General features: G+C 70.4%; 12 protein-coding genes. 10 read left to right on the forward strand and 2 right to left on the reverse strand.

The features are described 5' to 3' along the window. Positions 1–2 precede the first annotated feature (2 nt). The 3 genes from CCN37_RS19440 (at position 3) to CCN37_RS19450 (ending at position 3,862) form a co-directional block, all read left to right on the forward strand. A complete protein-coding gene (locus CCN37_RS19440; RefSeq protein ID WP_086822893.1) occupies positions 3–1,277 on the forward strand; it encodes a four-carbon acid sugar kinase family protein in 1,275 nt (424 codons plus the stop codon). Further along, complete coding sequence (locus CCN37_RS19445) at positions 1,274–2,797, forward strand: L-fuculokinase (protein ID WP_086822896.1); 1,524 nt, start codon at positions 1,274–1,276, stop codon at positions 2,795–2,797. The genes CCN37_RS19440 and CCN37_RS19445 overlap by 4 nt, the downstream gene beginning before the upstream one ends. 63 nt (positions 2,798–2,860) lie before the next feature. Next, the gene (locus CCN37_RS19450; RefSeq protein ID WP_246843149.1) at positions 2,861–3,862 is read left to right on the forward strand and encodes a LacI family DNA-binding transcriptional regulator; all 1,002 of its coding nucleotides are present in this window, start codon (positions 2,861–2,863) and stop codon (positions 3,860–3,862) included. On the opposite strand, the gene CCN37_RS19455 is transcribed toward CCN37_RS19450, so the two are convergent. Beyond that, positions 3,831–4,352: a hypothetical protein gene (locus tag CCN37_RS19455; protein WP_143261684.1), complete on the reverse strand. Its 522-nt coding sequence runs from the start codon at positions 4,350–4,352 to the stop codon at positions 3,831–3,833. The genes CCN37_RS19450 and CCN37_RS19455 overlap by 32 nt on opposite strands. Positions 4,353–4,490: 138 nt before the next feature. On the opposite strand from CCN37_RS19455, the gene CCN37_RS19460 reads away from it, so the two are divergent. Then, the gene (locus tag CCN37_RS19460; RefSeq protein ID WP_086822905.1) at positions 4,491–5,111 is read left to right on the forward strand and encodes a VC0807 family protein; all 621 of its coding nucleotides are present in this window, start codon (positions 4,491–4,493) and stop codon (positions 5,109–5,111) included. Between the two features lie 239 nt (positions 5,112–5,350). Here CCN37_RS19460 and CCN37_RS19465 read toward each other — a convergent pair whose 3' ends face one another. After that, positions 5,351–6,070: a MerR family transcriptional regulator gene (locus CCN37_RS19465; RefSeq protein WP_246843150.1), complete on the reverse strand. Its 720-nt coding sequence runs from the start codon at positions 6,068–6,070 to the stop codon at positions 5,351–5,353. Positions 6,071–6,146: 76 nt separating this feature from the next. Between CCN37_RS19465 and CCN37_RS19470 the strand changes: the two genes are divergently transcribed. From CCN37_RS19470 to CCN37_RS19495, 6 genes are all read left to right on the forward strand, one after another. Next, positions 6,147–7,292, forward strand: coding sequence for a CaiB/BaiF CoA-transferase family protein (locus tag CCN37_RS19470; protein WP_210408115.1), 1,146 nt, complete (start codon positions 6,147–6,149; stop codon positions 7,290–7,292). Position 7,293: 1 nt separating this feature from the next. Continuing rightward, positions 7,294–8,436: an acyl-CoA dehydrogenase family protein gene (locus tag CCN37_RS19475; protein ID WP_086822915.1), complete on the forward strand. Its 1,143-nt coding sequence runs from the start codon at positions 7,294–7,296 to the stop codon at positions 8,434–8,436. A 67-nt stretch (positions 8,437–8,503) separates the two neighbouring features. Beyond that, positions 8,504–9,382 carry an oxygenase MpaB family protein gene (locus CCN37_RS19480; RefSeq protein ID WP_086822918.1) on the forward strand — a complete coding sequence of 293 codons (879 nt, stop codon included), beginning with the start codon at positions 8,504–8,506 and terminating at the stop codon, positions 9,380–9,382. Then, a complete protein-coding gene (locus CCN37_RS19485; protein ID WP_086822920.1) occupies positions 9,372–10,214 on the forward strand; it encodes an oxygenase MpaB family protein in 843 nt (280 codons plus the stop codon). Before CCN37_RS19480 ends, CCN37_RS19485 begins: the two co-directional genes overlap by 11 nt. A 100-nt stretch (positions 10,215–10,314) precedes the next feature. Then, a complete protein-coding gene (locus CCN37_RS19490) occupies positions 10,315–11,526 on the forward strand; it encodes an acetyl-CoA C-acetyltransferase (RefSeq protein ID WP_086822923.1) in 1,212 nt (403 codons plus the stop codon). Between the two features lie 21 nt (positions 11,527–11,547). Continuing rightward, on the forward strand, positions 11,548–13,710 hold the full coding sequence (locus CCN37_RS19495; protein WP_086822927.1) for a 3-hydroxyacyl-CoA dehydrogenase NAD-binding domain-containing protein: 2,163 nt from the start codon (positions 11,548–11,550) through the stop codon (positions 13,708–13,710). The last annotated feature ends 144 nt before the right edge of the window (positions 13,711–13,854 follow it).

Genomic DNA, 13,854 nt, shown 5'->3' on the forward strand with positions numbered 1-13,854 from the left:
CCTTGACTGCTGCCACCCATGAGGTGTTCGCCGCCGCCGACGACCACCGCAGGGTCGTCATCATCGACGACGACCCCACCGGGACCCACACGGCTTCCGACATCGACGTCGTGCTGCGCCCGGACACCGCCGCCTTCGACGCGTTCCTGCGCGGCCCGCGCAAGGCCGTGTTCGCGTTGTCCAACACCAGAGCCCTGCCCCGCTCCACGGCCGCTGCCATGGTCTCGGGCATCGCCGAACAGGCCAGGACAGCCGCCAGGGCCACCGGCCAGGACATCGCCTTCCTGTTACGCGGGGACTCCGCGCTGCGCGGGCACGTCTTCCCGGAGATGGAGGCCGTCGCGCAGAACACCTCGGGGCTGTTCGTCCCGGCGTTCCTGGAGCGCGGCCGCTTCACCAGGGACGGCGTGCACTACGTCAGCGTCGACGGCACAGCGGTTCCGGCCGCTGACACGGAGTTCGCGCGCGACAGCGTCTTCGGCTACCGCAGCCACTCCATCGCGGACTGGGTCGACGAGGTCACCCAGGGCCGGTGGAAGGCGCGCACGGTCGGCTTGGACGCGCTGCGCGAGCGCGGTTACGTGGCGGTGCGGGACGCACTCTTCGACGCCGGGCCGCACGAGGTGGTCGTGCCCGACGCCACCGAGCACGCGGACCTGGAGACGATCTCCGAGGGCCTGATCGCCGCCGAGCGCTCCGGCAAGTCGGTGGTCACGCGCTGCGGGGTGTCCTTCGCGTCGGTGCGCGCGTGCCTGCGCTCGCGCACGATCGACGAGGCCAAGCTCAGCGGGCGCGGCAGGCTGCTGGTGATCTGCGGATCGGTCAGCGAGACCAGCACCAGGCAGGTGGACGCGCTCGGCGAGCTGGCCAACCGGCGGATCGAGATCTCCACGGCCGCCTCGATCGGCGGCTGCCCCGACATGGTCGGCGAGCTGACCACGCGGATCACCGCCGAGCTGGACGTGCACGGGGTGGCGATGCTGAGCACCGAGCGCTCCGAGCACCTGGGGCCGGACACCCCGATCATGCTGCTGGACTCGATCGCCGAGATCGTCTCTGTGGTGGCGCGCGAGGTGGACAGCGTGATCGTCAAGGGCGGGATCACCTCCTCCAGGGTGGCCACCGACGGTTTCCGGGCGCGGCACGCGACGGTGGCCGGGCAGCTGATGCCGGGCGTTCCGCTGTGGCTGCTGGAGAACCGGCCGTTCGTGGTGGTTCCCGGCTCGGTCGGCGAGGACGACGCGCTGCGCAGGCTCGTCAGCGCGTTCGCCGGATGAGCACCTCCTCTGCCGGATCGGGTGGATCGGCCGGTCCGGCCGGTGCCGCACCGCGTCGCCTGCTCGCCGGGGTCGACGTCGGCAGCGCCAACACCAAGGTCGGCCTCTTCGGCGTGGACGGCGTCCCGGTCGTGCGGCTGGTGCGGCCCACTCCGCGCGGGCAGGGCGGCCAGCACTACGACGCCGAGCGGATCGTCCAGGTGGTGCTGGACTGCCTCGCGGAGTGCGTCAGCGTCGCGGGCACGGCGCCGGAGGCCATCGGCGTCGCGAGCATGGCGGAGACCGGGGTCGCGTTGGACGCGGACCTGAAACCGTTGCACCCCATGCTCTCCTGGGCCGACGGGCGGGCCGCCGCGCAGACCGCGTGGCTGGACCGCGAGCTGGGCGCGGTGTCGCTGGCCGCGACCACCGGGCTGCCGGTGCACGCGCGCCACCCGCTGCCGAAGTGGTTGTGGCTGCGCGAGAACGCGGCCGGAGTGCTGCGCAAGACGCGGTGCTGGGTCAGCGTCGCGGACCTGGTCGCCCTCGCGCTGACCGGGGAGCTGAGCACGAACGTCACGCTCGCCCAGCGCACGATGGCTTTCGACGTGCGCAGCGGCGAGTTCGACGCGGACCTCCTCGCGCTGGCGGGGCTTCGCCGCTCGCAGCTGCCCCCGGTGCTGGCGCGCGGCGAGGTAACCGGGCAGGTCACCGAGTCCGTCGCGGTCGGCACCGGCCTCTACGCGGGCACCCCCGTGGTCATCGCCGGGCATGACCACCTCGTCGGCGCGTACGCGGCCGGGGTGCGGGCCCCGGGCCAGCTCGCCGATTCGGCGGGCTCGACGGAGGCGGTGATCGCGGTCGCCGATCGGCTCGCCGACCCGTCCGCACTGGTCGCGACGGGAACCAGCGCCGGGCGCTACGTGGACGGCTCGCGCTGGTGCATGATCGGCGAACTGCCTGGCAGCAGCGCGCTCGCGGAGTGGTTCGTGCGGCGGATGCTGGCCGAGCGCGACGTCGGCGAGGACGCGGTGAAGCGGTTCATCGACCTCGTCGCGGAGAGCACCGAGCGGCCGACCGGCGTTGTCGTTGAGCCGTACCTGCACGGTTGCGCGGCGCCGCAGCCGCGACCGCACCGCAGGCTCGCGCTGCGCGGGGTGACCGAGCGGCACACCCTCGCCGACCTGGCGGCCGCCGTGCTCGAAGGCACCGCGTTCCACTCGCGCTGGGTGTCGGAGGAGATCGCCGCGATCACCAACGTGCTGCCCGCGCGCGTCACAGTGCTTGGCGGAGAACGACTTCCGGGGTGGACGCAGATCAAGGCCGCGGTGAACCCGTGGCCCACCACCACGGTGAGCGGAGACCCCACGCTGGTCGGCGCCGCGTTGCTGGCCGCGCCCGCCGCCGGGCTCGCGTCGGTGGACCCTGGCGTGCAGCGGACCGAGGTCACCGCGGGTCCGGTCGTCTCCGCGCGCTACGAGGCGTTGTACCGCAGGAGGTTCCTGCCGCCGACCGGAGAGCAGTTCCCCGCGCGGCGGTGATCGACAGGCTTGATAGCGTCCGGCTGACGCAATTCATGACTGTGCATGAACCGGGAGCCGGAGTTGGCACGAAGCAAGTCCTCCCGGCCGACCATGCGCGACGTCGCCGACGCCGCCGGGGTCGGAGTGATGACGGTGTCCCGCGTGATCAACGGGGGCGCCGGGGTGCGGCCCAGCACGGCGGAGCGCGTGCGCGAGGCGGTCGGTCGGCTCGGCTACCAGCTCAACCACGCCGCCAGCACGCTGCGCCGCAGGCACCACGCCTCGATGGTGATCGCGCTGCTGGTCGACGACATCGCGAACCCCTTCTACGCGGCGCTCGCGGGGGCCGTCGAGGAGGAGGCCCGCGCACACGGCTTCACGGTGCTTTTCGGGAGCACCAAGGAAGACCAGGTGCGTGAGCGGGAGCTCGTCGCCGCGTTCACCGCGCGCCGAGTGGACGGGCTGATCGCTGTGCCGACCGACACGGAGCCGTGGCGCGGCGCACCGGCGGGCACCGCGGTGGTCTTCGTGGACCGGCCCGCGAACGGGCTGCCCGTCGACGCCGTGCTCGTCGACGGTCGCACCGCAGCGGCGCGCGGGGTCGCGCACCTGGTCGAGCACGGGCACGCGCGGATCGGCTACCTCGGTGACCTTGAGTCGATTTGGACTGCGCGCCAACGACTTCAGGGCTACCGCGACGCGGTGGGCGAGGCGTTCGACCCGGCGTTGGTGCGCCAGGGACTGCGCGATGCGGCTTCGGCGGAGCAGGCCGCGCGCGAGCTGCTCGGTTCGGCGCGGCCTCCGACAGCGTTGTTCGCCGCCAACGACCTGATGACCATCGGCGCGGTGCGGGCGGTGGCGGCGTGCGGCGCGGGCACGGCGGTGGTGGGTTTCGACGACATCGTGCTCGCGGACCGGCTTTCCCCGCCGCTGACCGTGCTCGCCCAGGACCCGGTGGAGATGGGGACGACGGCGGCGCGGCTGCTGTTCGCCCGCATCGACGGCGACGAGTCCCCGAGCCGCGAGGTCGTGCTGCCCGCGACGCTCGTGGTCAGGGGTTCGGGGGAGCGACGTCCGGGGTGATGCGCCCGGTGTCCAGCACCTGGGCGATCTGCGCCTTGTCCTCGCCCCGGCTCACGGTCACCATCACCCCCGCCGCGCTGACCACCATGGAGAACTCGGGCGCGTAGGGCAGCTGCGTCGGCTTCGCCACGTAGGACGGCAGCCTGGTGACGATCTCGGTGCTGGGCTTGGCGTTCTCCACCGGTTCCAGGAGAAGGGCGTCGGTCCGCTTGTCCTGCGCGGGGCAGTTCTGCGGGGTGCCGGGGTGCCCGAGGTAGACCGCGTGCTTGTCGAAGCGCACGCACGTGCTCGGCGCGCTCTCCAGGTTCACCACCTCCCAGGAGGCGGGCACGTCGATCTCGTAGCCGTGGTAGCTGACCGTTTTCGTGTCCTCGCCCGCGTTCGCGGTGCCCGGCGCGGCGAGGAGCGCGGCCAGGAGGAACAGCGGCGGCGTGAGGCGGTGCATCCTCCGACCCTCGCACCGCGCGTTCGCCGCCGCAGTGCCGCTCACGGGAACGCACACCTCTGAGTGAGGCAGGTTTGGCTCCGTCTTTCTGCTGATGCGCCTCATAGGGACACTGATTTCCCGCCGTGGTGGGGAATCCGTGTGGTTCGCTGTCCTCGCTTGTCGCGCTGTGGGGAGGCAAGGGTGCCGAAGTCCAGCAAGAAGTCCGTTGTGCCGGTGTTGCTGTTCGACGTCGGCCTCCCGCTCGGCGCCTACTACGGGGCCCGCGCGCTCGGCTTCGCGGAGTACTACGCGCTGCTCGCGGCGACGCTCATCGCGGGCGTGCGGGTCGGCTACGCGGCGTGGCGGCGCAAGACCTTCGACGCGATCTCGGCGGTCATGCTGCTGATGTTCGGTGTCGGACTGGCGCTGTCCTTCGTGACCGGCGAGGAGCGCATGCTGCTGGTGCTGCAGTCCGGCACGACCGCCGTGCTCGGGCTGTTCCTGCTCGGCACGTGCCTGTTCGGCGCGCCCGCCGCGTTCACCGCCGCCAAGCGCGTCCGCTCCGGCGAGAAGGACCTCGTGCGGCGTTGGGATTCGCTCTACGCCAAGGAATCCGGTTTCCGCCGGATCTTCACGGTGATCACGTTGGTGTGGGCGCTGTCGCTGGTCGGCGAGGCCGCGCTGCGCGTGCCCGTCGCGCTCCTGTTCCCGCTGGACGTGGCCATCGGCGTGTCGTCGGTGATGCCCGCCGTGATCATCACCGCCGCGCTGGTGTGGACGAGCTGGTACGGCAAGCGAGCCGGGGCGCGGTACACCGCGTAGCGACGCACCGCGCCCACCCCTCGGCGGTTCAGCGGTGACGGTGCCCCGCCAGGCTTGTGCGACTCTGCAATGCGCAGGTCAGCGCCCCGAAACCAGGTAGACTTCACCCATGCGCAGCGCCCACCCGCACCCCTGAACGTCCGCGTGGTTGGTCGCAAGAATCCCGTTTCGTACTCCAAGCGGGGTGGGGAAGCGCTCTCTTTCCCGCTATGAGTACGAAACGGGAAAAGCGACGGCGGTCAGGAGCCGGAGACCTTGCGGCGGAGGGTGTGGTTGACGGCGCGTTCGAAGCCGCTGACCAGGGCCTGGATGGTGACGGGTTTGAGCTTGTCGGTGATCTGCCGGACCCGTTCGCGGTCCCCGGCCTTGCGGCCCTGCTCGACGTAGGGGCGCAGCACGTTGTCCTCGAACAGCTCCTGGAGCTCGGCGGCCATCGCCACCACGTGCCGCTCGACGACCTTCTTCGCCGCGTGCAGCATCTCCGGCGGCATGCCGAGGTCGATGATCTCCAGGCCGTTGGCCAGCAACGTCGGGTTGAGCAGCGTGAACCCCGTGCCGTCGGTGCGCTCCAGCACGCCGAGCGAGACGAGCTGCTCGATGGTGTCCTCGTCGAGCTGGCGGCCCGCGCGGCGGCTCAGCTCGTGCAGCTCGACCTCCTCGCGCGTCTCGGCCACCCACGGCGTGAGCAGCGCGCGCTGCAACGCGAGGTCCTCGGCGGAGGCGTCGTGCGGGATGCGCTGGAGGTGCCGCTCGACGGCGGCCAGGGTGAAGCCGAGCGCCTGGAGTTCGCGGATCAGCTCCAGCCGGGCCAGGTGCACGGGGCCGTAGAGGCCGACCCGACCGCGCAGACGAGGCGGCGGCAGCAGGTTGCGGCCCGCGTAGAAGCGCACGGTGCGCACCGTGACCCCGGCTCGAACGGCCAGCTCGTCAACGGTGTACTGCGCTTCCTGCTCGGCCATCATCTCTCCTTGACTGATGTGACACCAGGACTGTAACACTAGCCACGTCCAGGTCTTCCCAGTGCGAAGGCGGTGCGTGGTGTCGGGTCCGCTGTCCGGGATCAGGGTGGTCGAGCTGGCGGGGCTCGGGCCCGCGCCGTTCTGCGGCATGCTGCTGGCCGACCTCGGCGCCGAGGTGGTCCGCGTCGACCGCCCGGGAGGCGGCGCGATGCTGCCCAGGAACGCCACCGACGTGCTCGGCCGTGGCCGCCGCGAGGTGGTCGTGGACCTCAAGCACGAGCGCGGCGCGGAGGTCGTGCTCCGTCTGGCGGAGAAGGCGGACGTGCTGATCGAGGGCTTCCGCCCCGGTGTCGCGGAGCGGCTGGGCATCGGCCCGGAGCACTGCATGGCGCGCAACCCCAAGCTCGTCTACGGCCGGATGACCGGGTGGGGGCAGGACGGCCCGCTCGCCCCGGCCGCCGGGCACGACATCGGCTACGTCGCGATCACCGGCGCGCTGCACGCGTTCGGGCGCGCGGACGGGCCGCCGCAGGTGCCGATGAACCTGGTCGGGGACTTCGGCGGCGGGGCGATGTACCTCGCGGTCGGCGTGCTGTCCGCGGTGATCCAGGCGGGGCGCACCGGGCAGGGCCAGGTCGTGGACGCGGCGATCGTGGACGGCACGGCACACCTCAGCGCGATGATCTACGGCCTGGTGGCCAGCGGTGGCTGGCAGGACCGGCGCGGGGTGAACCTGCTCGACACCGGCGCTCCGTTCTACGACGTGTACGAGACCTCCGACGGCGGCCACATGGCCGTTGGCGCTCTGGAACCCCAGTTCTACGCGGAGTTCGTGCGCTTGCTGGCTCCCGACGGCTTGCCGGATCGGGGCGATCCGGCGAACTGGCCGGAGCTGCGGCGGCGCATCGCGGAGATCTTCGCGAGCCGGACGCGCGACGAGTGGGCGAAGGTCTTCGAGGGCACCGACGCGTGCGTCTCCCCGGTGCTCGGCCTGACCGAGGCTGCGGAACACCCGCACAACAAGGCTCGTGGCGTCTTCGTGGCGCCCGGCGGAGTCGTGCAGCCCGCGCCCGCACCGCGCTTCTCCGGCACTCCGGCACCCCCGGTCGGTGTTCCGGCCGCCGCGGGCAGTCACACCAGGGCCGTGCTCTCCGAGTGGGGTCTGTCCGATGTGGACGAACTCATCGAATCCGGTGCCGCGCACCAGAGAAGCGAGGACTGAGATGCGTCGCGAGCTGTTCACCGCCGACCACGACGCCTTCCGCGACGCCGCGCGGACCTTCGTGACCAAGGAGATCGAGCCGCACCACGCGCAGTGGGAGGCCGACGGCATCGTCAGCCGCGAGCTGTGGACGAAGGCCGGAGCGCAGGGCCTGCTCGGCATGGACGTGCCGGAGTCCCTTGGCGGCGGGGGCGTCGACGACTACCGCTACCAGGTGATCCTCGACGAGGAACTGGTCAGGGTCGGGGCGAGCGGCGTCGGTTTCCCGGTGCACAACGACATCATCGTGCCGTACCTGCTGAAGCTCGCGACCGAGGAGCAGAAGCGCCGGTGGCTGCCCGGGTTCTGCTCCGGCGAGCTGGTCGGCGCGATCGCGATGACCGAGCCCGGCGTCGGCTCCGACCTCCAGGGGATCACCGCGACGGCGGTCCGCGACGGCGACGACTACGTGCTCAACGGCTCGAAGACCTTCATCTCCAACGGTATCCACGCCGATGTGGTGATCGTGGTCGCGCGCACCGATCCCGATGCGGGCCACCAGGGCATCAGCCTGCTCGTTGTCGAGCGCGACATGCCAGGTTTCGAGCGTGGCCGAAACCTCGATAAAATTGGCTTGAAGGCGCAGGACACCGCCGAGCTGTTCTTCTCCGATGTCCGCGTTCCCGCAGCGAACCTGTTGGGGCAGGAGGGAATGGGCTTCGTCTACCTGATGCAGAACCTGCCCCGCGAGCGGCTGTCCATCGCCGTCGCCGCGGTGGCCGCTGTCGAGCACGTGGTGCAGCAGACGAAGCAGTACTGCTTGGAGCGCAAGGCTTTCGGGCGCCCCATCGGCAAGTTCCAGAACACCCGCTTCGAGCTGGCCGAGATGGCGACCGAGGCGCAGATCGCACGCGTCTTCGTGGACCGCTGCATCACCGAACACCTCTCCGACGCCCTCAGCGTCGAGCACGCCGCGATGGCGAAGTGGTGGACGACCGAACTTCAGGTGAAGGTCGTCGACAGGTGCTTGCAACTGCACGGAGGCTACGGCTACATGATGGAGTACCCGATCGCCAAGGCGTACCTGGACTCCCGCGTGCAGACGATCTACGGCGGTACCACCGAGATCATGAAGGAGATCGTCGGCCGCTCCATGGGGCTCTAGGTCTTCTCCTGACTTCACCACCCTCGCGGCGCGGAGGCGGCGGCTTCCCGGTTCCTACGCTTCTCCCATGGGCAGAACACCTTCCAGGGCAGGGTTCGGGCGATTCGACCGCGTGCGGCTGATCGAGCGGCTGGACCCGGTGGAACACCACTTGTTGATCTACAGAATGTCGGCGGGCCTCGAACTGCCGTGGGACTACACGCGCGCGTTGGAGCTCGCGCTGTTCCGGACGTTCTGCGTGCCCAGCATCTCGCAGCTGGTCGACCGCACGCGTGAGTTCGCCGAGCGCCCGCAACGCCGCTACGACGACACCCGCGTGCTGATGGGCGAACTCGCGCTGCACGGCTACGACTCCGCGCGCGGCAAGACGGCGCTGCGGACGATGAACCGGCTGCACGGGCGCTTCGACATCAGCAACGACGACATGCTCTACGTGCTGTCCACCTTCATCTACGAGCCGGTGCGGTGGATCGACAAGTACGGCTGGCGCCCGCTGACCGAGCACGAGCGCGTCGCGGGTTACGTGTTCTACCGCGAAGTGGGAAAACGCATGGGCATAAAGGACATTCCGCCCAGCTTCGAGGCGTTCGAGTGCTTCAACACCGACTACGAGCGTGAGCACTTCCGCTATGCGCCGAGCAACGAGGCGGTCGGCAGGTCGACGCTGAACATGTTCTGCGGGTGGTTCCCCAAGCCGCTTCGCGGGGTGGCTGAGCAGGGCGTGCTCGTGGTGCTCGGCGCGCCGTTGCGGGCCGCTTTCGGCTTCGCGGAGCCAGCTCCGGGAGCTGAGCCGGCGGTGGAACGGGTGCTGCGCGCGCACGGCGCCGCGGAGCGCTGGTTGCCGAAAAGGATGGTGAACCGACTGGAACGCGGCACCGTCAACCGGACTTATCCTGGCTACCCCAACGGATATCGGCTGGAGGACGTAGGAGCGCATGGCGGTTGACCCCGGCTTGTTCGGCCCGAACTCGGTCACGTGGAACCTGCACGGCGACCCGACGATGTGGCTCGGCGGCGTGTGCAGCCTGTACTTGCAGGCGTTGCACCCGCGCGCGGTCGCGGGCGTCGTGCAGAACTCGATCTTCCTCAAGGACCCGTTGGGCCGGTTGTCGCGCACCGCGACCTTCGTCGCGCTCTCGACCTACGGCACCCAGGCCGACGTGCACGAGGCCGCGGCGCGCGTGCGCCGCATCCACCAGGCGCTGAAGGGCCGCGACCAGGACACCGGCGAGCGGTTCCTGGTGGACGACCCGGAACTGCTGCTGTGGGTGCACTGCGCCGAGGTCGCCTCCTTCGCGTCCGCCACCGTGCGCGCGGGGTTTCCCGCCACGCGCGCCCATCTGGACCAGTACTTCGCTGAGCAGCGGCGGTCGGCGGAGCTGGTCGGCCTCGCGGCTGGCGACGTGCCGGGTTCGGTTGGGGAGATGGCGGAGTACTTCTCCGCGATGAAGCCTCGGCTGCGGCGCACTCCGGACGCCGACCTCGTCTACGAGTTCTTGCACGCTCCGCCCATGCCGCCCTGGCTGCGGTTACCGGCGCGCGTGGGCTACCGGCCGCTGGGCCACCTGTCGTACTCGTTGTTGCCGGACTGGGCGATCGGTCTCTACGGCCGCGCGGCGTACTCGGAGGTGGGCGCGACGTCGGGGGCGCGGGCGTTCCGGCTGGCGTTGTCGGTGGTCCCGAAGCGCCTGCGGTGGTCCGTGCCGTCTCGTCACCTGCTCGACGCGATCGCCCGCCTCGGCCGCTCGGCCACACCGCGCCCAGCCCTGCTCCCGTGAGCGGGGCCACAAGTTTGACCCATGTGACAGCACTGGTGTAACACTTGCGGTGAGCTTGTTACGCGCCGGTAGCGATGCGAGGCTGAAGGGCACGGCTGAGATGTCTGAAGCGTTCATTTACGACGCGATCCGAACCCCACGGGGGCGCGGCAAGAAGACCGGATCGCTGCACGAGGTCAAGCCGATCTCGCTGGTGGTGGGCCTGATCGACGAGCTGCGCCGCCGCAACCCGAACCTGGACCCGCAGCGGGTCGAGGACGTCGTGCTCGGCGTCGTCTCCCCGGTCGGCGACCAGGGCTCGGTGATCGCCAAGACCGCCGCGCTCGCGGCCGGGCTGCCCGACACCGTGGCCGGTGTGCAGCTCAACCGCTTCTGCGCCTCCGGCCTCGAAGCCGTGAACACCGCCGCGCAGAAGGTGCGCTCCGGCTGGGAGGACCTGGTCATCGCGGGCGGCGTCGAGTCGATGTCGCGCGTGCCCATGGGCTCCGACGGCGGCGCGTGGGCGATGGACCCGGAAACCAGCTACAGCACGGGCTTCGTGCCCCAGGGCATCGGCGCCGACCTGATCGCCACGCTCGGCGGCTGGGACCGCGAGGCCGTTGACGCCTACGCCGTGGAGTCCCAGGTGCGCGCGGGCAAGGCGTGGACCAACGGCTACTTCAACCGCTCGGTGATCCCGGTGCGCGACCGCAACGGCCTCGTCGTGCTCGACCGCGACGAGCAGGTCCGCCCGGACAGCACCGTGGAGAGCCTCAGCGCGCTCAAGCCCTCCTTCGCCGCGATGGGCGAGATGGGCGGCTTCGACGCGGTCGCGCTCCAGAAGTACCACTGGGTCGAGAAGATCGACCACGTGCACACGGCGGCCAACTCCTCGGGCATCGTCGACGGCGCCGCGCTCGTGCTCATCGGCAGCGAGCAGGTGGGCAAGGACCTCGGCCTCACCCCGCGCGCCCGCGTCGTGGCGACCGCGCTCTCCGGCGCGGACCCGACCATCATGCTGACCGGCCCGGCGCCCGCGACCCGCAAGGCGTTGGCGAAGGCCGGACTGTCCATTGACGACATCGACCTGATCGAGATGAACGAGGCGTTCGCGGCCGTGGTGCTGCGCTTCATGCAGGACATGGGCGTCTCGCACGACAAGGTCAACGTCAACGGCGGCGCCATCGCCATGGGCCACCCGCTCGGCGCGACCGGTGCGATGATCACCGGAACGCTGCTGGACGAGCTGGAGCGCCGCGAGGCGCGCTACGGCCTGGCCACCCTCTGCATCGGTGGCGGCATGGGCATCGCCACGATCATCGAGCGCGTCTGATTCCCGGGAGCGAGACGGACAATGACTGAGACCATTCGCTGGGAGTCCAGTGAGGACGGCGTCGTCCTCCTCACCCTCGACGACCCCGGCCAGCAGGCGAACACGATGAACGAGGGCTTCCAGCGCTCCATCGTGGAGATCACCGACCGGCTGCACGCCGAGCGCGAGAACATCACCGGCGTGATCGTGACCTCCGCCAAGAAGACCTTCTTCGCCGGCGGCGACCTCAAGGACCTCGGCCGCATCCAGCCGGAGAACGCGCAGCTGGCCTTCGACGCCACCGAGCGGATGAAGGCGGCGCTGCGCAGGCTGGAGACGCTGGGGCGCCCCGTCGTCGCCGCGCTCAACGGCGCCGCGCTCGGCGGTGGCCTGGAGATCGCGCTGGCCACGCACCACCGCATCGCGCTCGACGACCCGAAGGCGCGCTTCGGCCTGCCCGAGGTGACCCTGGGCCTGCTGCCCGGCGGCGGCGGTGTCGCGCGCACCGTGCGGATGCTCGGCATCGTGGACGCGCTGATGAAGGTCCTGTTGCAGGGCAAGCAGATGCGCGTGCAGGAGGCCAAGGACACCGGCCTGATCGACGAGATCGTGCAGACGCCGGAGGAGCTGATCTCCCGCGCTCGCGAGTGGATCAAGGCGAACCCCGAGGCCGTGCAGCCGTGGGACGTCAAGGGCCACAAGATCCCCGGCGGCACACCGTCCAACCCGAAGTTCGCGGCGAACCTGCCCGCGTTCCCGGCCAACCTGCGCAAGCAGCTCAAGGGCGCTCCGATGCCCGCGCCGCGCAACATCCTCGCGGCGGCGGTGGAGGGCGCGCAGGTCGACTTCGACACCGCGCTGCGCATCGAGACCCGTTACTTCGTCGACCTGGCGACCGGCCAGGTGGCGAAGAACATGATCAAGGCGTTCTTCTTCGACCTCCAGCACATCAACTCCGGCGGCAGCAGGCCGAAGGACGTCCCCTCCTGGAAGGCGACCAAGGTCGCGGTGCTCGGCGCGGGCATGATGGGCGCCGGAATCGCTTACGTGTGCGCGAAATCCGGCATCGAGGTCGTGCTCAAGGACGTCTCCACCGAGAGCGCCGAGAAGGGCAAGGCGTACTCGCAGAAGATCCTCGACAAGGCCGTGTCCCGTGGGCGGTCCACTCCTGAAGCTCGTGACGAGGTGTTGGCCCGCATCACGCCGACCGGCGACGCCGCCGACCTCGACGGCTGCGATCTGGTGATCGAGGCGGTCTTCGAGAACACCGCGTTGAAGCACAAGGTCTTCGGCGAGATCGAGGGCGTCGTGGCGCCGCACGCGCTGCTGGCCTCCAACACCTCGACGCTGCCGATCACCGGCCTCGCCGAGGGCGTCAAGCGCCGCAAGGACTTCGTCGGACTGCACTTCTTCTCGCCGGTGGACAAGATGCCGCTGGTGGAGATCGTCGTCGGCGAGCAGACCTCCGACGAGGCGCTGGCCCGCGCGGTCGACGTGGTCCGGCAGATCCGCAAGACCCCCATCGTCGTCAACGACAGCCGGGGCTTCTTCACCAGCCGCGTCATCGGCACCTTCCTCAACGAGGGCGTCGCCATGCTCGCCGAGGGCTACAGCGCCTCGACCATCGAGCAGGTCTCCTCGCAGGCGGGCTACCCGGCGCCGGTGCTCCAGCTGATGGACGAGCTGACGCTCACCCTCGGCCGCAAGATCCGCACCGAGACCAAGCAGGCCGTCATCGACGCCGGTGGCACCTGGACCCCGCACCCCGCCGAGACCGTGATCGACCGCATGGTCGAGGAGTTCGGCCGCGAGGGGCGCGCGGGCGGCTCCGGCTTCTACAACTACTCCGACGGCAAGCGCACGGGCCTGTGGCCGGGCCTCGCCGAGGCGTTCCCCGTGCTGCACACCGAGGACGTGCCGTTCCAGGACCTCGTCGAGCGCCTGCTGTTCATCGAGGCGCTGGAGACCGTGCGCTGCGTCGAGGAGGGCGTGATCACCTCCGTGCCCGACGCCAACATCGGCTCCATCATGGGCATCGGCTTCCCGCCGTGGACCGGTGGCGTGCTCCAGTACGTCAACGGCTACGAGGGCGGCCCCAAGGGCTTCCTGGCCCGCGCCGAGGAACTGGCCGAGCGCTACGGCGAGCGCTTCACCCCGCCCGCCCTGCTGCGCACCAAGGCCGACACCGGCACCCTCTTCGAGTAGCCCCCGCACCACCGACCCCCTCGACGGCTCCCCGACCACCACGGTCGGGGAGCCGCTTTCGTGCTGAATGACTCATTCAGGTGGTTGAACGTGCTGAATGACTCGTTGATGTGGTTGAGCGTGGTGAATGACTCGTTCAGCACG

This window comes from Allokutzneria sp. NRRL B-24872, assembly GCF_002155965.1.
Taxonomy (GTDB): Bacteria; Actinomycetota; Actinomycetes; order Mycobacteriales; family Pseudonocardiaceae; genus Allokutzneria.